The sequence below is a fragment of the Pseudotabrizicola sediminis genome (assembly GCF_004745575.1).
In the GTDB taxonomy this organism is placed as follows: domain Bacteria; phylum Pseudomonadota; class Alphaproteobacteria; order Rhodobacterales; family Rhodobacteraceae; genus Pseudotabrizicola; species Pseudotabrizicola sediminis.
Map to the genome: position 1 here is coordinate 360,709 of NZ_RPEM01000003.1, position 21,270 is coordinate 381,978.

Below are 21,270 nucleotides of genomic sequence, written 5' to 3' on the forward strand. Positions count from 1 at the left end.
GGAAGAATGACCGATTTTACCTATGCCATTGACGCTGACGGCGTCGCCACGATCACCTGGGATGTACCGGGAAAGTCGATGAATGTGATGTCGCTCGCGGGGTTTGCAGAGCTTGACGCGCATATCGACGCGGCACTTGCCGATCCGGCGGTCAAGGGGGTGATCATCACCTCTGGCAAGAAGGACTTTGCCGGCGGCATGGATCTGAACGTCATCGCCAAAATGCGTGATGACGGCGGGGCAGAGGGGATTTTTAACGGCGTGATGCAGATGCACGCCATCCTGCGCAAGATCGAACGCGCCGGAATGGACCCCAGAACGCTGAAAGGCGGCAAGCCGATTGTCGCGGCCCTGCCCGGCACCGCGCTTGGCATCGGGCTGGAGGTGCCGCTGGCCTGCCACCGCATCATCGCAGCCGACAATGCAAAGGCCAAGATCGGCCTGCCAGAAATCATGGTCGGCATTTTCCCCGGCGCTGGAGGCACGACGCGGCTGGTGCGTAAGATGGGTGCGATGATGGCGGCTCCCTATCTGCTGGAGGGCAAGCTGTCAGACCCCAAGGGTGCCAAATCCGGAGGGTTGATTGACGAGGTGGTTGCCACTGAAGACCTGCTGACCCGGGCCAAGGAATGGGTGCTGGCCGCAAAAGAGGCCGATCTGGTCAAGCCCTGGGACGCCAAGGGCTACAAGATGCCCGGTGGCACACCTTACCACCCCGCAGGCTTCATGACCTTTGTCGGCGCATCGGCAATGGTGCATGGCAAGACGATGGGGGTTTATCCTGCTGCCAAGGCCCTGCTGAGCGCGGTCTATGAGGGCGCAATAGTGCCCTTTGACACCGCCTTGAAGATTGAGGCGCGCAACTTCACCAGCGTTTTGATGAACCCGTCTTCGTCGGCCATGATCCGCAGTCTGTTCATTAACAAGGAAGCTTTGGAAAAGGGTGCCAACCGGCCCGAAGCCCCTGATCAGACCGTGAAAAAGGTCGGCATCATCGGTGCGGGCATGATGGGGGCGGGAATCGCCTATGTCAGCGCCAATGCCGGGATCGAGGTTGTGCTGATCGACGCGGCACAGGATGCGGCGGATCGCGGCAAGGCCCACGCGGAAGGCATTCTCGACAAGGGCATCGCCCGCCGCAAGGTGACGGCAGAAAAAAAGGCCGAGGTGCTGGCCCGCATCACCGCCACCACCGACTACGCCGCGCTGTCAGGCTGCGATCTGATCGTCGAGGCGGTGTTCGAGGACATGAAGATCAAGGCCGAAGTGACCGCAAAGGTCGAGGCCGTGGTGGGCAGCGAGTGCATCTTTGCCACCAACACCTCAACCCTGCCGATCTCTGATCTGGCAAAGGCATCCCAGCGGCCCGAGCGGTTCATCGGTATCCACTTCTTTTCGCCCGTCGACAAGATGATGCTGGTGGAAATCATCCGCGGCAAACAGACCGGCGATGTGGCGGTGGCCAAGGCGCTGGACTACGTACGCCAGATCCGCAAGACGCCGATCGTGGTCAATGATGCGCGTTTCTTCTACGCCAACCGCTGCATCATCCCCTATATCAACGAAGGCATCCGCATGGTGGCCGAAGGGGTGAAGCCAGCACTGGTGGAAAACGCCGCCAAGCTTGTCGGCATGCCGCTGGGCCCGCTGCAACTGGTGGACGAAACCTCGATTGATCTGGGCGTGAAGATCGCCAAGGCGACAAAACTGGCCATGGGCGACACATATCCAGACGGCGCGGTGGATGAGGTTCTGTTCTGGATGGCGGATCAGGGCCGCATGGGCAAAAAAGCCAATGCCGGGTTCTACGCTTATGACGACGCGGGCAAGCGCGGCAGTTTGTGGGACGGGCTGGAAGGCCGGTATCCGGTTGCCGACGACCAGCCCGATCTGACCCATGTGCAGCAGCGCCTGCTGATGGCGCAAGTGCTGGAGGCGGTGCGCGCGCTTGAAGACGGCGTGCTGACCGATATCCGCGAAGGCGATGTCGGTGCCATCCTCGGCTGGGGCTTTGCGCCGTGGTCGGGCGGCCCCTTCGGCTGGCTGGACATCATCGGTGCCGCCCGCGCGGTGGAGATTTGCGACGCGCTGACCGCCAGCGAAGGCGCGCGTTTCACCGCACCAACACTCCTGCGCGACATGGCGGCCTCGGGGGCAACCTTCTACGGCAAGGCAGCGCGCAAGGCAGCGTAAAGGCAAAGACCGCGCCGGTGCCGCCACCAACTGGGCGGCACCCTTGTTCTTCTTGTTCTTTGGAGTGTCCACTTCTCAAATACTCCCCGCGGAGCGTCCGGCATCGACGACAGAAGCGCCCCGCGTGGGAGTATTCGGGCAAAGGTTATAAGGCCGGACGTCAGACCGGGTTGGGCAGATCGCGGCCTTCTGCAAAGGCAATCAGGTTACCGACCGCCATCATCCCCATGCTCTGGCGCACCTCCAGCGCGGCGGTGCCAAGGTGCGGCAGAAGGGTCACATTCTCTAGTCCCATCAGCGCCGGATTGATCCGCGGTTCGAATTCGTAGACATCCAGTCCCGCCCCGGCCAGCTGGCCCCCGATCAGGGCTGCCGCAAGGGCTGCCTCATCCACCACATCGCCCCGGCTGATGTTCACCAGAATGGCGTGAGGCTGCATGAAGGCCAGCGTCTTGGCGTTGATCAGATGATGGGTATCTTTGCCCCCGGGCACAGCCAGCACCACAACATCGGCGGCCATTACCTCGGCCAGATTGGCCTGTCTCGCGGGCACGCCCGCGTCGGCCACGGGCGAGCGGTTGTAGAACACCACCTCCATCCCGAACCCGGCCTGTGCGCGCCGTGCGATTGCCTTGCCGATCCGGCCCATGCCGATGATGCCGATGCGTTTGCCCGATACATGAAGCCCCAGCATCTGTGTCGGATGCCAGCCTTCCCACAGGCCCGCACGCACCATCCGCTCTCCCTCGCCCGCGCGGCGGGCGGTCATCAGCATCAGGGTCAGTGCAATATCGGCGGTGGCATCGGTCACCGCGCCCGGGGTGTTGGTCACCACGATACCGGCGGCACGGGCGGCATCTACGTCGATATGGTTGTAGCCCACACCAAAGTTTGCCAGCATCCGTGCGCGGGGGGCCGACACATCGGCGAAGACATCCGGCTGATAGCGATCTCCCAGCGTGGGCAGGATCAGATCAAAGTCGCGCAGGCTGGCACGCAATTCGTCCCCGGTCAGCGGCAGCGTGCTTGTCCGCACTGTCAGGTCAAACCGGGCGCGGGCAGACGCGACCACTTCTGTTGGCAAGGGTCGAGTGATCAGCAGTTTCATCAGAACATCCTCCCGCCCAAGGGCACGGTTTGATCGGGCGTCAGCAGCACCACCTCACCCTCCGCATCCGGCACGCCCAGCACCAGCACTTCGGACAAGACCTTGCCGATCTGGCGCGGCGGAAAGTTGACCACCGCCACCACTTGCCGCCCGATCAGCGCCTCGGGCGTGTAATGCCGGGTCAGCTGTGCGCTTGATCGTTTCTCGCCGATGTCACTGCCAAAATCCACCCAGAGTTTGATGGCGGGCTTGCGCGCCTCGGGGAAGGGTTCGGCACGGGTGATAACGCCCACGCGGATATCGACCTTCTGAAAGTCATCATAGGTGATCATTTGCCAAGCTCCCTGCCACGGTCGGCGGCGGCTTTGACCGCACGGTGCAACAGCGCCGGAAAGCCGGTGTCCGGCCTCATCAAAACCGACAGGGCCGCAGCCGTGGTGCCGCCGGGCGAGGTGACGTTGATACGCAGTTGTTCAGCACTTTCCGGCGCACGGTGTGCCAGCTCCCCTGCCCCGGTCACCGTGGCACGGGCCAGTTGCATCGACAACTCTGCGGGCAGACCCTCGGCCTCGCCCGCCGCAGCCAAGGCCTCGATCAGGTGGAACACATAGGCTGGGCCGGAGCCGGAAACGGCGGTGACTGCATCCATCTGATGCTCTCCCTCCAGCCGCACCACCTGACCCACCGCCGACAACAGCACCCCGGCAAGGTCAAGGTCGGCGGGGGTGGCGGCCCCGTTGCCGATGATCGCGGTGATGCCGCGCCCCACGGCAGCCGGGGTATTCGGCATGGCACGTACGATATGGGTATTCTGGCCAAACACGGCCTCATAGGTGGCAATTGTGGTGCCGGCGGCGACAGTCACGATCAGCGTGTCACTGCCGCCAAAGCCCGCGATCTGCGGCAGGGCCGCGCCCATCATCTGCGGCTTGACCGCGATCAGCACCACAGCGGGCGCAGCGGGCATGCCGCTGTTCAGTTTAAGGCCCTTCTCGGCAACCCCTTTCAACCAGTCCGATGGTTGCGGGTCGATCACCCAGGTCGCCTCAGGCCGCAGCCCCTGCCCCAGCCAGCCTTCCAGCATGGCCGATCCCATCTTTCCACAGCCCAGAAGCACAAGGCCCCGGCGGTTAATCTTGTCCAGATTCATCGTGTTCCCCGTCCTGACGGGGCAAGGTTAGGCGCGACCGTAGGCCTCGGCAATGGCAACTTTCATGGCGTCGGCGGGGGTCTTGTCACCCCAGCCTACCAGCTGGAACGCGGGATAGAAGCGTTCCGCCGCCATCACCGCGCTGGAAATCAGCCGGTCGATCTGTTCCGGCCCGGCGACTTGACCGCCTGCCAGTACCAGACCATAGCGCCAGACCATCAGCTTTTGTTCGGCCCAATAGGTGAAAGCGCCGGTCCAGACCATGTCGTTGCAGCGGTTGAGCACATCCAGCAGACCCGGCAGCTTGCCCTCGGGCGGCTCCATTTCGAAGGTGCAGATCAGCCGCAGGGTTTCATCCTGTGCCGACCAGGCAAGGGTCAGGGAATAGGTGCGCCACTGCCCCTCGACCGCCATGGCGATCTGGTCATCGGTCACCCGGTCAAACTCCCACGCGTGGTGTTCGGCCAGGGTTTCGACGATATCAATCGGGTGCATATCGTCGTGTGACAGGAAATCTTCTGATAGTGACATTGCCCGGCCTCTCGATGATGCCTTTCGTGGGGCGTCAGCCACGAAATGCAGGGTATCTAGCAAGGCTCTGCGTAAGCCCGACAAAGCCTATACTAGATATGGTGTTGCAGAAGCGAAACCCTGTAAAGTGTTTTCTAACCAAATCTTCTGTGGACAACTGCGATAGGGTGTGGATCGCCACGCAAACTGGCCGTCACGGGGCACCGGGCCACCTGTGACCACATGCGCGCAACCAGTGGCTTGCGGCATGACAAGGGTTGCACAAGGCGCGCCCCCCGCCTCACCGCACGCTTTCGCCTCTTGTCATCTTCCCGTCAAGGCTGGGCCGGCGGCACAGCAGGCGCTCGCCCCGGGCACCTCACGCTGTCTTGTCACCTGCGGGCGCGGCTCTATCCGGCTGGGCAGTGGTCAAATCCTTCAAGCAGTCTTAAAGAGGGGGATCAACTCCCCCCTTTGGGTGTTGCGAGGAACAAGAAAGGCCACGCCCGTCATGCCGCCCCGCCAGACACCGCCACAATCACCCGAAGGGCGCACTGCCATCCCAGCCGAAGGGATTGGCGCGTCGCTGGCTGCCCTGCCGAAAAAGGGGCCGCCGCCCGTGCATCTGTGGAATCCGCCCTATTGTGGCGAGATCGACATCCGCATTGCCCGCGACGGTACCTGGTTTCATGACGGCACCCCGATTGGCCGGGCCCCGATGGTGAAGCTGTTTTCGTCGATCCTGAAACGCGAGGGGGACCGGTACTATCTTGTCACCCCGGTGGAAAAGCTTGGGATTCAGGTCGATGATGCCCCGTTTCTGGTGGTGGGTTTCGCACCGGATGGCACCGGACGCGACCAGCGACTGACCTTTGCCACCAGCACCGAGGATGAGGTAACAGCCGGTGCGAACCATGCGATCCGTGTCGCGCAGGATGCCACAACCGGTGAGCCAGCCCCCTACATCCATATCCGCGCCGGGATGGAGGCACTGATCGACCGCAAGACATTCTACCGGCTTGTTGACCTTGGCGTGCAGGAAGATGTTGACGGCACACCCTGGTTCGGCGTCTGGTCTGCGGATGTTTTCTTTCCCATGATCCCATCGGCTGACTTGCCCTGAATGCCCCGATTTGCTGCCAATCTGACCATGCTGTTCACCGAGGTGCCCAGCCTGCACCGACCGGAACTGGCCGCTCAGGCCGGGTTCGACGGGGCCGAAGTGCTGTTCCCTTATGACCACCCGGAATCGGAGTGGGAAAAGGCATTGTCCGGCTTGCCGCTGGCGCTGATGAACACCCCCCCGGGCAACTGGCCGGCGGGGGACAGGGGTTTTGCCGCAGTGCCTGGGATGGAAGCCACGTTCCGCGATGGTTTCCTGCGCGCGGCTTCGCTGGCCAGCCGGTTGGGTGCCGAACGTTTGCATGTGATGGCAGGCGTGGCCAAGGGGCCGCAGGCCGAACAGGTTTACCGGGAAAACCTTCTTTGGGCCACGCAGCAGGCGCCTGACCTTGCCCTGACGGTCGAGCCCATTAACCCCGACGATATGCCGGGCTATTTTCTGAACGATTTCGATCAGGCCGCCCGCATCCTGGAAGACCTCAACACGCCGCAGATCGGGTTGCAATTCGACGTCTGGCATGCAGCCCGCATACATGGCAATGCCACCACGGTCTGGGCCACGCACCGCCATCGCATCAGCCATGTGCAGATTGCCGGATTTCCGTCGCGCAACGAGCCGGGCGGTGGCGGCTTTGATCTGCCGGCCCTGTGTGCCGATCTGGATGCGTCGGCTGCCAACGTCTGGGTGGCGGGGGAATACCGCCCCAGCCGCGCCACCGTGCATGGGCTGATGTGGCTGCAGGCGCTCAAATCGCGCAACCGCCAGATTGGCGACTGACGCGCGCCGCCCCTGCCCCGCGCGCTTTGCGCGCCGCCCTTGCCCGCACGTTGGTTTTCCGTATGATGCGGTCGCAGCACACCATAGGATTCCAGCCATGCCCATCGACGCGCCAGAAACCCAGATTGTCACTACCTGGAAGGTCGCCTGCGACGGTGGCGAGGGTGCTTTGGGCCACCCCCGCGTCTGGCTGACGATCCCGCAGGACACCGGCTTTGTCGAATGCGGCTATTGCGACAAGCGCTACGTGATCGACCGCGACCATGCGCACGGCGATCACTAGTCGGCGGCGCTAAACCAGCGCCACTGCAAACGACGGCCCCGGCGCAGGTCGCTCGGTCAGCCCCATCGCCCGGTAAGCTGCTGCCGCACCGGCATTTGCCGGATGGGTGCCAATTGTCAGTCGGGTACACCGCTCTAGCAGCGCCAGATCCCGCGCTGCCGCAATCAGCGCCCGACCGATCCCCTGACCACGAAACACGTCCTGCACAAACAGATGCGCGATGTCATAGCCCGACCGCCCGGTGATCAGGTCGCTACGCCGCGCCAGCAGCGCATACCCAACCGGAAGACGGGACGGACGGTCTGCCGGAAAGGCGACCAACCCGCGCACGTCAGGCGCGTCCAGCACCAGCCCGCGCAACACCTGTGGTGTGATGGTGGCCACATCGCCATGATGGGCGGCAAGGTCGATCAGCATGCGGTGCACCTCGGGCAGGTGCGCCGCGCCAAGCGGACGGATATCGATGGAGGCATGGTTGGGTATCACGGTCTGGTCTCTCTCTCGCAAAGCCCGCGAGGGGAAACCATTTCCATTGGCCTGACCCTTGCGGGCGGCTGATGGGGGTTTCAAATGGAAACTGCCCTGCCGCCTATATGGCGCAGGTCCAATAAAACGACGCCGAAGCGCTGGGTAGTCCAATCAAGTGCAGCATGTGACGGAAGGTGCCGCGCTTTGCCGCCCCTGTCAAGCGGGCGCGTGCCGGATCACCACGCCCTGAACCAGCCCCGCTAGTGCGGTGACCTGCCCCCGATCAAGCCGCCGATCACCGAGCCGCAGACCGCGGCGAGCGGGACCCAAAAGAACATGATCCCCATCATGTAGGCCCCTTCGGCTTGCGAGATCGGGATAACCATCGGAAGCCCGATCCCGATGACAAGGGCACTGACAGCACCGGTTACCATCCCCACCACCACCCGGAACACTCTGCGCATCGCGTCCTCCCGCTTTGCCGCTCATCTTAACATGGCCACCATCGTGGGTGGAAGCGTTCGGCGGATCGTGGCAATACTCGAGAAAAGATCACAGCAAGGACGCGCGGCATGACATTCGGCAAAGGGCACCACCTGCATCTGATCGACGGCTCGGCCTATATCTTCCGCGCTTATCACGCCCTGCCGCCGCTGACGCGCAAATCCGATGGCATGCCAGTCGGGGCCGTCGCCGGGTTCTGCAACATCCTGTGGGGCGAGCTGACCAAGTCGGGACGCGAAGAGCCGACGCATATCGCGGTGATCTTTGACTATTCGTCGATCACCTTTCGCAACGAGATCTATCCGGCTTACAAGGCCAACCGCCCTGAGCTGCCCGAAGACCTGCGCCCGCAATTCCCCCTGACCCGCGCTGCCACCCGCGCCTTCAACGTCGCCTGTATCGAGATTGACGGGTATGAGGCCGACGACATCATCGCCACCCTTGCCCGCCAGGCGGTAGAGGCGGGCGGAGCCTGCACCATCATCTCATCCGACAAGGATCTGATGCAACTGGTCGGCAATGGCGTGCGGATGCGCGACCCGATGAAAGACAAGACCATCGACCGCGACGAGGTGATCGAGAAATTCGGCGTCGGCCCGGAGCGCGTGGTCGATGTGCAGGCGCTGGCCGGGGATTCGGTTGACAACGTGCCGGGCGCGCCAGGCATCGGGCTGAAAACTGCAGCCTTGCTGATCAACGAATATGGCGATCTGGAAACCCTGCTGGAGCGGGCGGGCGAGATCAAGCAGCCCAAACGCCGCGAGGCGCTGATCGACAATGCCGACCTGATCCGCATCTCCAAACGCCTTGTGTCACTGGATGCGCAGGTGCCGCTGGACTTCGGCCTGACCGATCTGGCCGTGATTGAGCCCGAAGCCGAAAAGCTGCTGACCTTCCTGCAGGAAATGGAATTCCGCACCCTCACCCGGCGCGTGTCGGAACGGCTGCAGGTAGAGGCCCCCAACCCGACCCCGGAAACCACCGAACCGCAAGCGGCCCCCGAACGCCTGCCCTTTGACCACAGCACCTACGAACGCGTAGACACCCTGCCCGCCCTGCAGACCTGGGCCACCCGTATCCGCGAGATCGGCCATGTCGCAGTAGACACCGAAACCACAAGTCTGGACGAGATGCGCGCCGATCTGGTCGGCATTTCGCTCTGCGTCGATCCGGGCCGCGCCTGCTATATTCCCATTGGCCACAAGCAGGGCGGCGGTGATCTGTTCGGCTCGACCGATCTGGTGCCGGGGCAACTCGCGTTCGACGATGTGCTGGCGGTTCTCAAACCTGTGCTGGAGGACCCAGCGATCCTCAAGATCGGCCAGAACATGAAATATGACTGGAAGATCTTTGCCCGCATCGGCGTGACCGTCGCCCCGGTCGAGGACACCATGCTGATGTCCTCGGCCATGTATGCGGGCTTGCACAACCACGGCATGGACATCCTGTCGGAAACCTACCTTGGCCACACGCCCATACCGATCAAGCCCCTGCTCGGGTCAGGCAAATCGCAGATCACCTTCGACCGGGTAGCAATTGATGACGCGGTAATATACGCCGCCGAAGATGCAGACGTGACCCTGCGCCTGTGGCAGACCTTCCGCCCCAACCTGCACCGCGCGGGCGTCACCACGGTGTACGAGACGCTGGAACGCCCGCTGGTGCCGGTTCTGGCGCGGATGGAGATGCACGGCATTCAGGTCGACCGCGACACGCTGTCGCGCATGTCCAATGCGTTCGCCCAGAAAATGGCCGGGCTGGAGGATGAGATCCAGGGCCTTGCCGGTGACACGTTCAACGTAGGCTCCCCCAAGCAACTGGGCGAGGTGCTGTTCGACCGCCTTGGCCTGCCGGGCGGCACCAAGGGCAAGACTGGGGCCTATGCAACCGGGGCGGACGTGCTCGAAGACATCACCACGCTGGAAGACACCTATCCGCAAGGCGCGCAACTGGCCGCCCGCGTGCTGGACTGGCGCCAGCTGTCAAAGCTGAAATCCACCTACACCGACGCGTTGCAAGACCACATCAACCCGGAAACCGGGCGGGTCCACACCTCCTATTCGCTGGTGGGGGCCGTCACCGGGCGGCTGTCCTCGACCGACCCCAACCTGCAGAACATCCCGATCCGCACCGAAGAAGGCCGCCGCATCCGCGAGGCTTTTGTGGCCCCCAAGGGCCGGGTTCTGGTCTCGCTCGACTACAGCCAGATCGAGCTGCGCATCCTTGCCCATGTCGCCGACATCCCGTCGCTGCAACAGGCGTTCCGCGATGGCATCGACATCCACGCGCTGACCGCATCCGAGATGTTCAGCGTGCCTTTGGACCAGATGACACCCGACATCCGGCGCCGTGCCAAGGCGATCAACTTCGGCGTGATCTATGGCATTTCCGGCTTTGGCCTCGCGCGCAACCTGCGCATCCCGCGGGCCGAGGCGCAGGGCTTCATCGACCGCTATTTCGAGCGGTTTCCCGGCATCAAGGAATACATGTCGGAAACCGTCAAATCGGCGCAGGCCACAGGCTATGTCCAGACGCTGTTTGGCCGCAAAATCCACACGCCTGAAATCAACGCCAAAGGCCCCACCGCCGGTTTCGCCAAACGCGCCGCCATCAACGCGCCGATTCAGGGCACTGCTGCCGACGTGATCCGCCGCGCCATGATCCGGATGCCGGATGCCATCCACCACCTTGATGCCAAGATGCTGCTGCAGGTGCATGACGAGTTGCTGTTCGACGTGGCCGAAGACGCGGCTGCCGAATTGACCAGAATCGCCAAGGCAATCATGGAAAACGCCCACCGCCCGGTCCTGATGCTCAAGGTGCCGCTGACGGTGGAATCCGGTCAGGGCCTGAACTGGGCCGCCGCCCACTGACCCCGCAGGGGCCGGTCAGTCGGGCGCCACCAGACGGCCCAGAACCCGGCCTCCCAGAATATGCAGGTGGTAATGCGGCACCTCCTGCATGCCATGGGTTCCGGCATTGGTGATGGCGCGATACCCTTCCGGCCCGGTCAGGCCCAGGCTCTCGCAGACCTTCGCGCAGGCGCGGTGGAAGTCGACCAGCTCTTCCGCAGTGGCCTTGGCCGCAAATTCGGCGAAATCCACATAGGCCCCTTTGGGGATCACCAGCACATGCACCGGGGCCTGCGGTGTGATGTCGTGAAAGGCCAGGGAATGCGCGGTTTCCAGCACGGTCTTGTTGGGAATTTCACCGCGCAGGATGCGGGCAAAGATATTGTTCGGATCGTAGGCTTTGGTCATTGGTCAGGTCCACACAAAGGTTCAGTCCACAAACAGATAGTCACTGGCCGCAATCTCGCGCGCCTTGTCTACCGGAATATCAAGAAACGCAGCCAGCGGCGTGGTGTTTTCGTCAACAGTCGCCGATTCCCGGATGCGGTAAAACGCCTTGAACCCGGCATCGCGCAGCCGGTCGGATTCGAACTTTACATCATAGCGAATCGTCGGCAGCAGCCGGTCGATGGTTTCCTGCGGCGTGCGGTCCCCGGCAAGGCCCACGCGCCGGGCATGCCCGATCAAATAGTCATCGGTAAAGTCGCAGTCGATCTCCAGCAGCCGCACGGTCGCCTTATCGTTGTAGAAATCCTGCATCAGATCGACATTCGCCGGGTCGATGCACAGCACCAGCTTGTCGGTTTCCCAATAGTCGAACAGCATCCGCACCAGCGCGCGCCGGTGACGGGTGCGCTTTTCCAGAGTGCTCTGGATTCCCCCCAGATCGGGTAAAGGCGTGCTGTCTTCATTGAACAGATAATCGACGGCGGGCATGTTGGTCACCTGCCGCACCCGGTCGACCAGACGCTTGGCGACATGCCATTTCTTGCAGGTCACCATCATCAGCTGACGTTCCCGCCCCACCGTGCTTTCCCGTTCCCAGAACCGCGGCGCAAAGCGGCGGCCGCTCCGGCCCCGCCCGGTCAGGAACCGGAACAGGCTTCGCCCTTCATCCGAGATCTGGAAGTCCACGTTTTTGGTAGTGTAGAGCTTTCCCAGGCGGGCCTTCAGATCCTTGGCCTGCGCGCTGATCTTGCGGGCAAAGATGTAGTCCTGGCCCAGCAGCATGTCATAGTGGTCGTTGTAAAACGTCACCGGCATGCCGTAATCGGTGAACATCAAAAAGGTCAGAGACCGGCAGCGGATCTCGTGATCGGGCACCAGATGGCGGACTAGCGTCTGAAAAAACGTCTCATCTGGAATCCATGTCGTACGGAAAAACCGCATGATATCGCGGCGGCGGTCGCAGAACTGCAGTACCTGCTCGATCGTGCGGCGCCGCAGGCACCACCATTGCGACCCGATCTGCATCTGAAGGTCGGCGGGCACCTTGCGCGTCAGCCCCAGTTTGCGCTGCCAGGCCATTGACCGGTAGAACCAGTCCTTATGCGTCCGCTCGTTGAAATAGTGGCGATAGATCAGCCGCTCTTCACGCGGGCCGGTTTTGATCCAGTCCGAGTTGAAGAAATCGACGCTTTCGATGTAATCCACATCGTCCCTGTCCAGAAAGTCATGTGCGTAATCCGCTGATTTTATCGGCATGCAGTCGCCTGACAGCAGGTAGAAATGGCTGGCGCGCGGAAAGGCATCAACCGCGGCCCGCACTGCCAGCAAAGACGCTTCAACAAGGCTCCACGCCCCCCAGCCGCAGCGCACCCGGTGCTTGGCAAACGCGACAGAGGTATTGGAGGCAAGGGCACCCTGAATACGGTCAAAATCGTCCTGCGCCGCATTCCCATCGAAGTGGATTGCCACAAAATCGCCACCCGCCGTCAACCGCTCGGCCTGCGCGATGATGCCATCAGGGTCCTTATGGGTCAGCAGGATATAGGCTATTCTTGCCATACGAACGAAGGCCCCCAAGGCGGCTTAGGTCATTGTTTCCTTAAATAGCTTCATCACACGTTGAAACGACAGTGTTTATTTGCGACCTTGCGCCCAATAACGTGCCGGGCAGCCAAGCCCGGCAAAAATGGAGCAGTTGGATATGGGTTTTCCCGGCACCTGGATGACGGAAAGCGAGAGCATGGTGTACCGTGTGGTGCCGAAATGTGCCTGTTCGAGCATCGGCCAGATCATGTTCTATTCCGACCATGGCCACTTTTTCGACGGTGACATTCACGATTCGAAAGTTGGACTGCACAAATGGGCGCAGGAAGACAGTCAGCCTCTGATCGAGCACAACGTCAAAACCCATAAATCCTATGCGTTCACCTGCGTGCGCAACCCGTATCAGCGCATCCTGAGCTCTTTCTTCGACAAGATCTGCGGCATCCAGCGCACCGGCAAACGCTACCGCGGCAATCTGGTGCCGCAGCTGGCACAGAAATATGGGATCGAGGTTGGCAGCCCCGAAACGGATTTTGATTTTGACCAGATCAAGAGCTTCCGCCGCTTTTTGTTGTTCGCTCGTGACACCATCCGTTGGCGCAAACCGATGGAGCCTGACATTCACTGGTCGGCGATGTCGGGCCACATCTCGACCTTCATCGTCAACGGCGGGCGGTATGACCAAATCTTCTTTACCGAGATGTTCAATGATGGAATGCAGGTGGTGCTGGACAACACCACCCACCGCCACGCTGTCGATCTGAAGCAGATCCCCCGCTTCAACGAAAGCGAAGGCCATGGTCCGAAACGGGCACACCCGGTCGAGGATTACTTCGACGATCTGTCGCGCCATCTTGTGTGGGAGATCTACAAGCGCGATTTTCAGCTGTTCAAATATGATTTCGACAATCCGGCCAACAAGCTGCCCATCGGGCAGATAGATCTGGACGAGGTGCACGCAAAGCTGGGAGATTGATCTTTTTTCCTGTCGCATATCATGGCCTTGTGGGGGAATCGTCCTAGTTTGCACCGCAAGGTTAAGCGGGGAGCCAGATGCGGACAGTGATCATCATGGGCTCTGGCCCCGGCGTGCTGGCGGCGCAGGGCTGGCCAAAGGGCAATGCCCATCTGGTGGCCATCAACAACGCCTGGCAGGTACGGCCCGATTGGGATGTGCTGATCCACCCGGATGATTTTCCCGTAGATCGCCGCCCTGCGATCCTGGCACCCAGCCAGAGCATCGTCACATCTGCCGATTACGTGCCGTTGCAGAACGCGCAGGGCGGCTTTGTCTATGCTGGTGGGACCATGGCCTTCACGGCCGCCTATTGGGCGCTTGCGGCGCTGCGGCCACAGGTCATCGGCTTTGTCGGCTGTGACATGGTCTATCCCGCAGCCGGGCAAACCCATTTCTACGGCACCGGCACCGCTGACCCCCTGCGCCCCGATATCAGCCTGCGATCGCTGGAGGCGAAATCGGCCCGCTTCCTGCTGTGGGCGGCACAGGCCGGCTGCGCGGCGGTGAACCTGTCCGACGCGGATGAAAGCCGCCTGACCTTTCCACGCGCCCGGCCCCACGACCTGCAGACGCAGGCCCCGCAGCTTTTCAATGTCCGCCTGCGTGAAGCCGCCCTGAAGCGCGAGGCAGAGCTGAACTATGTCGTCCCTTCGGGCAAATACTGGAAAGAGGAGCACCGCTTTGACCCGGTCGAGATCGACCGGCTGGATGCGATGTGGCTGCAGGCGGCAGGGGTCAGATCAATCCCTCGCGCCGGAACAGCGCTTTCAGATCCGCCTCTGGCCGCGCGCCGAAATGGCTGATCACCTCGGCCGCCGCCACACAGCCCATCCGGCCTGATGTGGCAAGGCCCTGCCCCGTGGCCATGCCATAGATGAACCCGGCGGCAAACTGATCACCCGCCCCGGTGGCATCGACCGGCACGATCCGCTTGACCGGCACGACCGCCTTTTCATCGCCCTGCACCAGAATGACATCATGGCCGGACCGGGTGCAGACCACCAGCCCACAGTCCTGCGCCGCTTGCTCCAGCGCAGAACTCAGGTCGGTCTGGTAAAGCGATTCCCATTCGTGTTCGTTGCCGATCACATAATCCAGATCCTTGACCAGATGGCGAAAGCTGTCGCGGTGCCGGTCCACGCAGAACGGGTCTGACAGCGCGATTCCGGCCTTGCCGCCATTGGCCCTGCACAGCTGCGCCGCACGTTCGAACGCCTGTTTCCCCTTGGGCTTGTCATACAGATAGCCTTCCAGAAACAGGATCTCCGCCTGCCCTGCCACATCATCGGCCACATCTTCGGGGCCGAGTTCGGACGAGATGCCCAGATAGGTGTTCATCGACCGCTCGCCATCGGGCGAGACAAAGATCATCGAGCGTGAGGTCGGCAATTCGCCCCCCGGCACCGGGGAGTTCACAAAGCTGGTGCCGTTGTCATCCATCGACCGGGCATAGAACCGCCCCAGCGCGTCGTCATGCACCCGCCCGATGAACCCGGTGGTCAGCCCCAGATTGCCCAGCCCCGCCAGCGTGTTGGCAACCGACCCGCCGGGGGCCTGCTTGCGGTCCTTCATCGCGGCGTAAAGCAGTTCGCCCCGCTCGCGTTCCACCAGTTGCATGATGCCCTTGCCAATGCCCATCAGTTCCAGAAAACTGTCGTCCGACTGCGCGAACACATCGACGATGGCATTGCCGATGCCCACGACCTGATAGGTTTTCATTCGGTCTTTTCCTCGTATAGGCACCAGTCCCTGATCGGGCAGATACCGCATTTTGGTTTACGCGCGGTGCAGATATACCGGCCATGCAGAATAAGCCAGTGATGCGCATGGTGCTGGAATTCGGCCGGCACATTGTCCTCGATCGCGCGCTCGACCACGTCAACATCACGGCCCGGGCAGATGCCCGACCGGTTGCCGACGCGAAAGATATGCGTATCAACCGCCTGCGCCGGTTGATGAAACCACATGTTGAGGACCACATTCGCCGTCTTGCGCCCGACGCCCGGCAAGGACTGCAGAGCCGCGCGGCTGGATGGCACCTCGCCGCCATACTGGTCCACCAGGATCTGGCTCAACTTGATGACATTGCGGGCTTTGTTGCGATACAGGCCAATGGTCTTGATATGCTCGATCACCCGATCCTCGCCCAGGGCGAGCATTTTCGCGGGCGTGTCGGCAATCGCGAACAACCCTCGCGTGGCCTTGTTGACGCCCACATCGGTCGATTGCGCCGACAGCGCGACCGCCACCACCAGCGTGTAGGCGTTCACATGCTCCAGCTCGCCCTTCGGCTCCGGCTCCGCCTGTTGGAACCGGGTGAAGATCGCGCGTATGGCGTGGTAATCTAACTGTCTGACCATAGGCTTTTGCACCACACTCCGCTCCGCATCGCAAGGGCACAAAGCCGCAGGAAACGGGTCGCAAAGCCGCAGGCCCGGGCTTAGGTTGGGGGCATAGGAGAACCGCATGTCCGACCTGTCGCCCGATTACCATTACAACGTCATCGCCCGCGCCCTGCGCGAGATTGATGCCGCCGGGCCGGGCCTGACGCTTGATGCGCTTGCCGCCCGCATGGGGATGAGTGTCGCGCATTTCCAACGGCTGTTCTCGGCCTGGGTCGGGGTCAGCCCGAAGCGGTACCAGCAATATCTGGCGCTGGACCACGCCCGGGCACTGCTTGCCACCCGCCACACCACGCTGGACGCCGCCGATGGTGCGGGCCTGTCTGGCTCGGGCCGCCTGCATGACCTGTTTCTGACATGGGAGGCGATGACCCCCGGCGCATATGCCCGTGCAGGCGAGGGCCTGACCATCCGCCACGGCTGGTTCGACAGCCCCTTTGGCCGCGCCATCGTCACCGGCACCGACCGGGGCATCTGTGGCATCGGCTTTGGGGCCGAGATGGGCCAGGAAGCCGCGCTGGACGACATGCTGCGCCGCTGGCCCAAGGCGCAGTTCAAGGATGACCCGGGGTTCCTGCGCCCATGGGCAATGCAAGCCTTTGGCGCGAGGGCGGGGCAAAATGCCGACACGCCGCTGTTCCTGATCGGCGCGCCGTTCCAGATCAAGGTATGGGAGGCGCTGCTGCGCATTCCCTCGGGCCATGTCACCACCTACAGCGACATCGCCACCGTGATCGGCCACCCCAAGGCGGTGCGCGCAGTCGGCACCGCCGTTGGGCGCAACCCGGTCAGCCTGCTGATCCCCTGCCACCGCGCCTTGCGCAAAAGCGGCGCCTTGGGCGGTTATCATTGGGGCCTGCCGGTCAAGCGCGCCATATTGGCCTACGAATCTGCCCGGGCTGACGCAACATCGGCCGACACCGCAATGTGATGCGCGGAAAGCTGCGCAACATTGTTAGGAACTTTGTTCCCAGCATCGGCGTTGCTATACATTGCAAGCAATCTGCGGGCCGAGCCCGCAGTGCATAAAATTCATGAGGCGGCAGAAATGATCTTCAAGACCCCCCTTCTTTTTTCCGCGGCATCGCTTCTGGCGCTGACCGCTTGTGTTGACCCCAACGCGTTCCCCGACAACCCGAATGCCCGCGCGCAACAAGGTGCCCTTATGGGTGGCCTCGTCGGTGCAGCCGCCGGTGCAAGCTCGGGCAGCGATCGTCTGGGCAAAGCCGTGATCGGTGGCGTGATCGGTGCCGCTGCAGGCGGTGCCATCGGGGCGACGCTGGACCGTCAGGCAGCCGAACTGCGAGGCTCGATCAACAACCCCAATGTCACGGTGACCAATCACGGCAGCTATCTGACCGTGAACATGCCGCAGGATCTGTTGTTTGCCGTCGACAGCGCTTCGCTGCGCCCTGACCTTCGTTCAGATCTGGGCAGCGTGGCCACCAGCCTGCTGCGCTATCCCAACAGCCGGATCGAGGTGATCGGCCACACCGACAACACCGGGACAGCAGCCTATAACTATGATCTGTCGCAGCGCCGCGCGAATGCTGTTTCGGGCGTACTGACTCAGGGCGGCGTGCCGTTTGGCCGCATCACCACCATCGGCCGTGGCTTTGACCAGCCGATTGCATCCAACGCCACCGCAGACGGGCGCGCGCAGAACCGCCGTGTTGAAATCATCATCCGCCCGACCTCGTAAGATTTGGCAGATGCAGGAACGGGCCGCCCCAGCTGGGCGGCCCTTTTTGCTGCCTGAACACCAGACACTTTGCGCTTGAGAAGACGTGGCCGTGGTCATAGATTTTGACCAATACACTCAGGTGCCCGGGGTTATGCCTTACACAAAAATACAGACCGAAAAACTGTCGCAATCGGTGGTGCGCCAGATCGAACAGTTGATCCTGCGCGGCATCCTGCGCCCGGGCGAGCGGCTTCCGTCAGAACGTGAATTGTCGGACCGCATGGGCGTATCACGTCCATCGCTGCGCGACGCGGTAGCCGACCTGCAGACCCGTGGCCTGCTCGTCAGCCGCGCCGGGGCCGGGATCTATGTCGCCGAAGTGCTGGGCTCCGCCTTTTCAGATGCTTTGGTGCAGCTTTTCGCCAGCCATGATGAGGCGGTGTTCGACTACATCGCGTTTCGCCGCGATATGGAGGGGCTTGCCGCCGAACGCGCGGCGCGACTTGCCTCGGACACCGATCTGAAAGTCGTCGACGTCATTTTCCAGAAAATGGAAGCCGCCCACCTGAAACGTGATCCGACGGACGAGGCGGCGCTGGACGCTGAATTCCACCTGTCGATCATCGAGGCCAGTCACAACGTCATCATGCTGCATATGATGCGGTCGATGTATGATCTGCTGCGGCAGGGTGTGTTCTACAATCGCCAGATGATGTTCCGCAACCGCACTACCCGCGACATGCTGCTGGATCAGCATCGCGCCATAAACACCGGTTTGCAGGCGCGCGATCCGCACGCCGCCCGCGCTGCGGTCGAGGCGCATCTGACCTATGTCGAACTGTCGCTGTCCGATCAGATCAAGGCTGATCGCAACGAGGCCATCGCCCAGCAACGCTTTGAGCACGAACGGACACGATAAAAAAAGCCGGCCCGAAGGCCGGCTTTGGTATCTGCTTGGCACCGGTTTCAATGCAGCTTTGCATCGACCTGCTTGATGGCCGCATCAATGGATGCCTGCGCATTCTCAGCGGTCATCTGTTTGGCCAGAACCGCGCCTGCGGCGGCAACAGCGACCGAAATCGCCTCTTCGCGCACGGCGCGCACAGCCGAATTCTCAGCGGCCTGAATCTGCTCTTCAGCGGCGGCCACACGACGGGCGATCGACTGCTGCATATCAGCCTTTGCCTGCGCTGCGGCGGACTCCGCCTCGGCCTTGGCACCGGCGACGATACGGTCCGACTGTTCCTTGACCTCTTTCTGCTTGCGCTCATACGAGGCGAGCAAAGCCTTGGCCTCATCACGCAGTGCGCGGGCTTCTTCCAGGTCAGCCTTGATCTGAACCGCACGCGCGTCAAGCATACCGGTGATCCGCGACGGCACCTTGAAGTAAATCAGGATACCGATGAACACCACGAAAGCGATCGACACGACAAAGTCGCTGTTGCGCAGGCTGAAGAACGGGCCTGTCGCCGCAAGGGCCGGGCTTGCCGAAAGGGCCAGCACAATGGTTGTCAGTCTGGTCATCGCCTTACCCTTTCAGCCGGGCAGAAACTGCTGCCGTCACAGCGCGGGCATCGGGTGAACCTCCCAAGGCCGCAACCAGCTCTTTCGCAGTATCCTTGGCAACCTGGGTCACAGCGTCCACTGCACCAGCGCGGATGTCAGCGATACGCGCCTCGGAGACTGCAGCTTTGGCAGAAATCTCTGCATCCGCCTTCGCCAGCGCCACATCCAGATCTTTCTGGATCTCGGCTTTTGCCTCTGCCACGATCTTGTTGGCATCCGCACGGGCGCGCTCCAAAGCCTCGACATAGGCCCGCTCGGCCGCGACCGCCTGCAGCTTCATCTCTTCGGCTGCGGCCAGGTCATTGGTGATCGTGCCCTGACGCTCTGCCAGGACTGCCCCTATGCGCGGCAGACCGATCCGCGACAGAAAGAAGTAGATCGCAATCAATGCGACCAAAAGCCAGAAGATCTGGTTCGGCATCCAGTCGGTGCACAGCTGCGGCATGCCGATGGCGCTACCATCAAGCCCAAGGCAAGACCCAACAGCGGCCCCACCCTGCACCATACCATCTGCGAGTGTTTCAGTAGCCATCATGTCCTCCATCGGACCTTTTGAAACTCAAGGGGGCAACGCAACTGCGCTGCACCCCTGTTTCGCAAGACGTCAAAAAGGGATCAGGCTGCGAACATCAGCAGGAGGGCGACGAGGAAGGCGAAGATGCCCAGAGCTTCGGCGAAAGCCAGACCGATGAACAAGGTCGCGGTCTGCGATGCGGCTGCCGACGGGTTGCGCAGAGCACCTGCCAGATAGTTGGCGGCGACGTTGCCCACGCCGACGGCGGCAATGCCTGCACCGATGGCTGCGATACCGGCGCCGATGTATTTGCCGAGTGCTGCTGCTGCTGCGAGTTCCATGTGATGCTCCTTACGATGGAATTTGGATTTCTTGAGATAGTGTTGAACAAGTATCAGTGGGCCGGATGCAGCGCATCCTTCAGGTAGACACAGGTCAGGATGGTGAAAACATAGGCCTGGATGACAGCCACCAGCACTTCAAGCGCATAGATAGCAGTGATCGCAAGGATAGAGACCGGCGCGATCAGAGCGATCCCCGCAAAGGCCGCGAACACCTTCACCACAGCGTGGCCGGCGGTGATGTTGCCAGCAAGACGGATCGAATGGCTGACAGGGCGGACAAAGTAAGAGATAACCTCGATCACGGCGATGACCGGCCGCAAAAACAGCGGGGCTTCCTTCATCCAGAACATGCCGAGGAAAGACGCGCCGTTTTTGACGAAACCGATCACGGTGACCGCAATAAAAACGCCAAAGCCAAGCACTGCGGTGACGGCGATGTGCGACGTCGGGGCAAAGGCCGTCGGGATCAACGCCAACATGTTCGAGAAGAAGATGAACAGAAACAACGTCATGATCCAGGGGAAATACTTCACCCCGTCATGGCCGGTCACATCCTCTACCATCTTGTAGATGAAACCATAGAACACCTCAGCCACCGATTGCAGCCGGGTCGGGATGACCGCGCGGCCACGGGTCCCAAGAACGAACAAAGCAACCACGCACAAGACGGCAAGCAGCATCCACAGGGTCGCGTTGGTGGGTGTGTACCACATCACCGGACCATCACCGAACAACGGCTTGACGATGAACTGGTCCATCGGGTGGAACACCAAACCTGTTTC

The 21,270-nt window shown here is 62.0% G+C and carries 24 protein-coding genes; 10 read left to right on the forward strand and 14 right to left on the reverse strand.

Annotated features, from left to right (window positions below; all coding sequences use genetic code 11):
• Positions 1-6: 6 nt before the first annotated feature.
• The gene (locus EEB11_RS06620; RefSeq protein WP_135429624.1) at positions 7-2,193 is read left to right on the forward strand and encodes a 3-hydroxyacyl-CoA dehydrogenase NAD-binding domain-containing protein; all 2,187 of its coding nucleotides are present in this window, start codon (positions 7-9) and stop codon (positions 2,191-2,193) included.
• A gap of 160 nt (positions 2,194-2,353) precedes the next feature.
• Here EEB11_RS06620 and EEB11_RS06625 read toward each other — a convergent pair whose 3' ends face one another.
• Genes EEB11_RS06625 through EEB11_RS06640 form a run of 4 tightly spaced genes read right to left on the reverse strand, consistent with a single transcriptional unit; the run spans position 2,354 to position 4,982 of the window.
• Positions 2,354-3,301 (reverse strand): 2-hydroxyacid dehydrogenase, encoded by a 948-nt coding sequence (locus tag EEB11_RS06625; RefSeq protein ID WP_135429625.1) that lies wholly within the window; start codon positions 3,299-3,301, stop codon positions 2,354-2,356.
• Entirely contained in the window at positions 3,301-3,633 is a 333-nt protein-coding gene (locus EEB11_RS06630; RefSeq protein WP_135429626.1) for a tRNA-binding protein, read from the reverse strand. Before EEB11_RS06630 ends, EEB11_RS06625 begins: the two co-directional genes overlap by 1 nt.
• A complete protein-coding gene (gene proC / locus EEB11_RS06635) occupies positions 3,630-4,451 on the reverse strand; it encodes a pyrroline-5-carboxylate reductase (RefSeq protein WP_135429627.1) in 822 nt (273 codons plus the stop codon). The genes EEB11_RS06630 and proC overlap by 4 nt, the downstream gene beginning before the upstream one ends.
• A 27-nt stretch (positions 4,452-4,478) precedes the next feature.
• Positions 4,479-4,982 carry a type III secretion system chaperone family protein gene (locus EEB11_RS06640; protein ID WP_135429628.1) on the reverse strand — a complete coding sequence of 168 codons (504 nt, stop codon included), beginning with the start codon at positions 4,980-4,982 and terminating at the stop codon, positions 4,479-4,481.
• Between the two features lie 490 nt (positions 4,983-5,472).
• Here EEB11_RS06640 and EEB11_RS06645 point away from each other — a divergent pair, with 490 nt between their 5' ends.
• The 3 genes from EEB11_RS06645 to EEB11_RS06655 all read left to right on the forward strand — a co-directional run bounded on the left by EEB11_RS06645 (position 5,473) and on the right by EEB11_RS06655 (position 7,144).
• Positions 5,473-6,084 carry a DUF1285 domain-containing protein gene (locus EEB11_RS06645; RefSeq protein WP_135429629.1) on the forward strand — a complete coding sequence of 204 codons (612 nt, stop codon included), beginning with the start codon at positions 5,473-5,475 and terminating at the stop codon, positions 6,082-6,084.
• Positions 6,085-6,861 carry a hydroxypyruvate isomerase family protein gene (locus EEB11_RS06650; protein WP_135429630.1) on the forward strand — a complete coding sequence of 259 codons (777 nt, stop codon included), beginning with the start codon at positions 6,085-6,087 and terminating at the stop codon, positions 6,859-6,861.
• A gap of 97 nt (positions 6,862-6,958) precedes the next feature.
• The gene (locus EEB11_RS06655; protein ID WP_135429631.1) at positions 6,959-7,144 is read left to right on the forward strand and encodes a zinc-finger domain-containing protein; all 186 of its coding nucleotides are present in this window, start codon (positions 6,959-6,961) and stop codon (positions 7,142-7,144) included.
• Positions 7,145-7,153: 9 nt separating this feature from the next.
• On the opposite strand, the gene EEB11_RS06660 is transcribed toward EEB11_RS06655, so the two are convergent.
• Together EEB11_RS06660 and EEB11_RS06665 are read right to left on the reverse strand one after the other, a co-directional pair.
• Entirely contained in the window at positions 7,154-7,630 is a 477-nt protein-coding gene (locus tag EEB11_RS06660; protein ID WP_135429632.1) for a GNAT family N-acetyltransferase, read from the reverse strand.
• Positions 7,631-7,872: 242 nt separating this feature from the next.
• Positions 7,873-8,076 (reverse strand): hypothetical protein, encoded by a 204-nt coding sequence (locus EEB11_RS06665; protein ID WP_135429633.1) that lies wholly within the window; start codon positions 8,074-8,076, stop codon positions 7,873-7,875.
• A gap of 108 nt (positions 8,077-8,184) precedes the next feature.
• On the opposite strand from EEB11_RS06665, the gene polA reads away from it, so the two are divergent.
• Positions 8,185-10,989 carry a DNA polymerase I gene (gene polA, locus EEB11_RS06670; protein WP_135429634.1) on the forward strand — a complete coding sequence of 935 codons (2,805 nt, stop codon included), beginning with the start codon at positions 8,185-8,187 and terminating at the stop codon, positions 10,987-10,989.
• Positions 10,990-11,004: 15 nt separating this feature from the next.
• Here the strand turns inward: polA and EEB11_RS06675 are convergent, their stop codons facing one another.
• Both EEB11_RS06675 and EEB11_RS06680 read right to left on the reverse strand, forming a co-directional pair.
• Entirely contained in the window at positions 11,005-11,376 is a 372-nt protein-coding gene (locus tag EEB11_RS06675) for an HIT domain-containing protein (protein ID WP_135429635.1), read from the reverse strand.
• Between the two features lie 21 nt (positions 11,377-11,397).
• Positions 11,398-12,975, reverse strand: coding sequence for a DUF5928 domain-containing protein (locus EEB11_RS06680; protein ID WP_135429636.1), 1,578 nt, complete (start codon positions 12,973-12,975; stop codon positions 11,398-11,400).
• A gap of 142 nt (positions 12,976-13,117) precedes the next feature.
• Between EEB11_RS06680 and EEB11_RS06685 the strand changes: the two genes are divergently transcribed.
• Together EEB11_RS06685 and EEB11_RS06690 are read left to right on the forward strand one after the other, a co-directional pair.
• Positions 13,118-13,936: a sulfotransferase family protein gene (locus EEB11_RS06685; RefSeq protein WP_135429637.1), complete on the forward strand. Its 819-nt coding sequence runs from the start codon at positions 13,118-13,120 to the stop codon at positions 13,934-13,936.
• A 77-nt stretch (positions 13,937-14,013) separates the two neighbouring features.
• Positions 14,014-14,781 carry a hypothetical protein gene (locus EEB11_RS06690; RefSeq protein WP_245298793.1) on the forward strand — a complete coding sequence of 256 codons (768 nt, stop codon included), beginning with the start codon at positions 14,014-14,016 and terminating at the stop codon, positions 14,779-14,781.
• On the opposite strand, the gene EEB11_RS06695 is transcribed toward EEB11_RS06690, so the two are convergent.
• Positions 14,714-15,697, reverse strand: coding sequence for an adenosine kinase (locus EEB11_RS06695; RefSeq protein WP_135429638.1), 984 nt, complete (start codon positions 15,695-15,697; stop codon positions 14,714-14,716). The genes EEB11_RS06690 and EEB11_RS06695 overlap by 68 nt on opposite strands.
• A complete protein-coding gene (nth, locus tag EEB11_RS06700; RefSeq protein WP_135429639.1) occupies positions 15,694-16,338 on the reverse strand; it encodes an endonuclease III in 645 nt (214 codons plus the stop codon). The genes EEB11_RS06695 and nth overlap by 4 nt, the downstream gene beginning before the upstream one ends.
• Positions 16,339-16,444: 106 nt before the next feature.
• Here nth and EEB11_RS06705 point away from each other — a divergent pair, with 106 nt between their 5' ends.
• The 3 genes from EEB11_RS06705 (at position 16,445) to EEB11_RS06715 (ending at position 18,983) form a co-directional block, all read left to right on the forward strand.
• A complete protein-coding gene (locus EEB11_RS06705; RefSeq protein ID WP_135429640.1) occupies positions 16,445-17,311 on the forward strand; it encodes a methylated-DNA--[protein]-cysteine S-methyltransferase in 867 nt (288 codons plus the stop codon).
• Between the two features lie 117 nt (positions 17,312-17,428).
• Positions 17,429-18,082, forward strand: a complete 654-nt coding sequence (locus EEB11_RS06710; protein ID WP_135429641.1) for a YiaD family glycine zipper/OmpA-like lipoprotein — start codon at positions 17,429-17,431, stop codon at positions 18,080-18,082.
• A gap of 133 nt (positions 18,083-18,215) precedes the next feature.
• Positions 18,216-18,983, forward strand: a complete 768-nt coding sequence (locus EEB11_RS06715) for an FCD domain-containing protein (protein WP_135429642.1) — start codon at positions 18,216-18,218, stop codon at positions 18,981-18,983.
• 47 nt (positions 18,984-19,030) lie between these two features.
• On the opposite strand, the gene EEB11_RS06720 is transcribed toward EEB11_RS06715, so the two are convergent.
• The 4 genes from EEB11_RS06720 to EEB11_RS06735 all read right to left on the reverse strand — a co-directional run bounded on the left by EEB11_RS06720 (position 19,031) and on the right by EEB11_RS06735 (position 21,246).
• Positions 19,031-19,588, reverse strand: a complete 558-nt coding sequence (locus EEB11_RS06720) for a F0F1 ATP synthase subunit B (RefSeq protein WP_135429643.1) — start codon at positions 19,586-19,588, stop codon at positions 19,031-19,033.
• Between the two features lie 4 nt (positions 19,589-19,592).
• On the reverse strand, positions 19,593-20,162 hold the full coding sequence (locus tag EEB11_RS06725) for a F0F1 ATP synthase subunit B' (RefSeq protein ID WP_135429712.1): 570 nt from the start codon (positions 20,160-20,162) through the stop codon (positions 19,593-19,595).
• 83 nt (positions 20,163-20,245) lie between these two features.
• The gene (locus EEB11_RS06730) at positions 20,246-20,485 is read right to left on the reverse strand and encodes a F0F1 ATP synthase subunit C (RefSeq protein ID WP_103332512.1); all 240 of its coding nucleotides are present in this window, start codon (positions 20,483-20,485) and stop codon (positions 20,246-20,248) included.
• Between the two features lie 53 nt (positions 20,486-20,538).
• Complete coding sequence (locus EEB11_RS06735; RefSeq protein WP_245298800.1) at positions 20,539-21,246, reverse strand: F0F1 ATP synthase subunit A; 708 nt, start codon at positions 21,244-21,246, stop codon at positions 20,539-20,541.
• Positions 21,247-21,270: the final 24 nt, after the last annotated feature.

What these genes read in the sequence shown, in the direction of transcription:
- EEB11_RS06620 (WP_135429624.1), top strand. Translation starts at nt 7, where the DNA reads ATGACCGATTTTACCTATGCCATTGACGCTGACGGCGTCGCCACGATC.
- EEB11_RS06625 (WP_135429625.1), bottom strand. Translation starts at nt 3,301, where the DNA reads ATGAAACTGCTGATCACTCGACCCTTGCCAACAGAAGTGGTCGCGTCT.
- EEB11_RS06630 (WP_135429626.1), bottom strand. Translation starts at nt 3,633, where the DNA reads ATGATCACCTATGATGACTTTCAGAAGGTCGATATCCGCGTGGGCGTT.
- proC (WP_135429627.1), bottom strand. Translation starts at nt 4,451, where the DNA reads ATGAATCTGGACAAGATTAACCGCCGGGGCCTTGTGCTTCTGGGCTGT.
- EEB11_RS06640 (WP_135429628.1), bottom strand. Translation starts at nt 4,982, where the DNA reads ATGTCACTATCAGAAGATTTCCTGTCACACGACGATATGCACCCGATT.
- EEB11_RS06645 (WP_135429629.1), top strand. Translation starts at nt 5,473, where the DNA reads ATGCCGCCCCGCCAGACACCGCCACAATCACCCGAAGGGCGCACTGCC.
- EEB11_RS06650 (WP_135429630.1), top strand. Translation starts at nt 6,085, where the DNA reads ATGCCCCGATTTGCTGCCAATCTGACCATGCTGTTCACCGAGGTGCCC.
- EEB11_RS06655 (WP_135429631.1), top strand. Translation starts at nt 6,959, where the DNA reads ATGCCCATCGACGCGCCAGAAACCCAGATTGTCACTACCTGGAAGGTC.
- EEB11_RS06665 (WP_135429633.1), bottom strand. Translation starts at nt 8,076, where the DNA reads ATGCGCAGAGTGTTCCGGGTGGTGGTGGGGATGGTAACCGGTGCTGTC.
- polA (WP_135429634.1), top strand. Translation starts at nt 8,185, where the DNA reads ATGACATTCGGCAAAGGGCACCACCTGCATCTGATCGACGGCTCGGCC.
- EEB11_RS06675 (WP_135429635.1), bottom strand. Translation starts at nt 11,376, where the DNA reads ATGACCAAAGCCTACGATCCGAACAATATCTTTGCCCGCATCCTGCGC.
- EEB11_RS06680 (WP_135429636.1), bottom strand. Translation starts at nt 12,975, where the DNA reads ATGGCAAGAATAGCCTATATCCTGCTGACCCATAAGGACCCTGATGGC.
- EEB11_RS06685 (WP_135429637.1), top strand. Translation starts at nt 13,118, where the DNA reads ATGGGTTTTCCCGGCACCTGGATGACGGAAAGCGAGAGCATGGTGTAC.
- EEB11_RS06690 (WP_245298793.1), top strand. Translation starts at nt 14,014, where the DNA reads ATGCGGACAGTGATCATCATGGGCTCTGGCCCCGGCGTGCTGGCGGCG.
- EEB11_RS06695 (WP_135429638.1), bottom strand. Translation starts at nt 15,697, where the DNA reads ATGAAAACCTATCAGGTCGTGGGCATCGGCAATGCCATCGTCGATGTG.
- nth (WP_135429639.1), bottom strand. Translation starts at nt 16,338, where the DNA reads ATGGTCAGACAGTTAGATTACCACGCCATACGCGCGATCTTCACCCGG.
- EEB11_RS06705 (WP_135429640.1), top strand. Translation starts at nt 16,445, where the DNA reads ATGTCCGACCTGTCGCCCGATTACCATTACAACGTCATCGCCCGCGCC.
- EEB11_RS06710 (WP_135429641.1), top strand. Translation starts at nt 17,429, where the DNA reads ATGATCTTCAAGACCCCCCTTCTTTTTTCCGCGGCATCGCTTCTGGCG.
- EEB11_RS06715 (WP_135429642.1), top strand. Translation starts at nt 18,216, where the DNA reads ATGCCTTACACAAAAATACAGACCGAAAAACTGTCGCAATCGGTGGTG.
- EEB11_RS06720 (WP_135429643.1), bottom strand. Translation starts at nt 19,588, where the DNA reads ATGACCAGACTGACAACCATTGTGCTGGCCCTTTCGGCAAGCCCGGCC.
- EEB11_RS06725 (WP_135429712.1), bottom strand. Translation starts at nt 20,162, where the DNA reads ATGGCTACTGAAACACTCGCAGATGGTATGGTGCAGGGTGGGGCCGCT.
- EEB11_RS06730 (WP_103332512.1), bottom strand. Translation starts at nt 20,485, where the DNA reads ATGGAACTCGCAGCAGCAGCAGCACTCGGCAAATACATCGGCGCCGGT.
- EEB11_RS06735 (WP_245298800.1), bottom strand. Translation starts at nt 21,246, where the DNA reads ATGGACCAGTTCATCGTCAAGCCGTTGTTCGGTGATGGTCCGGTGATG.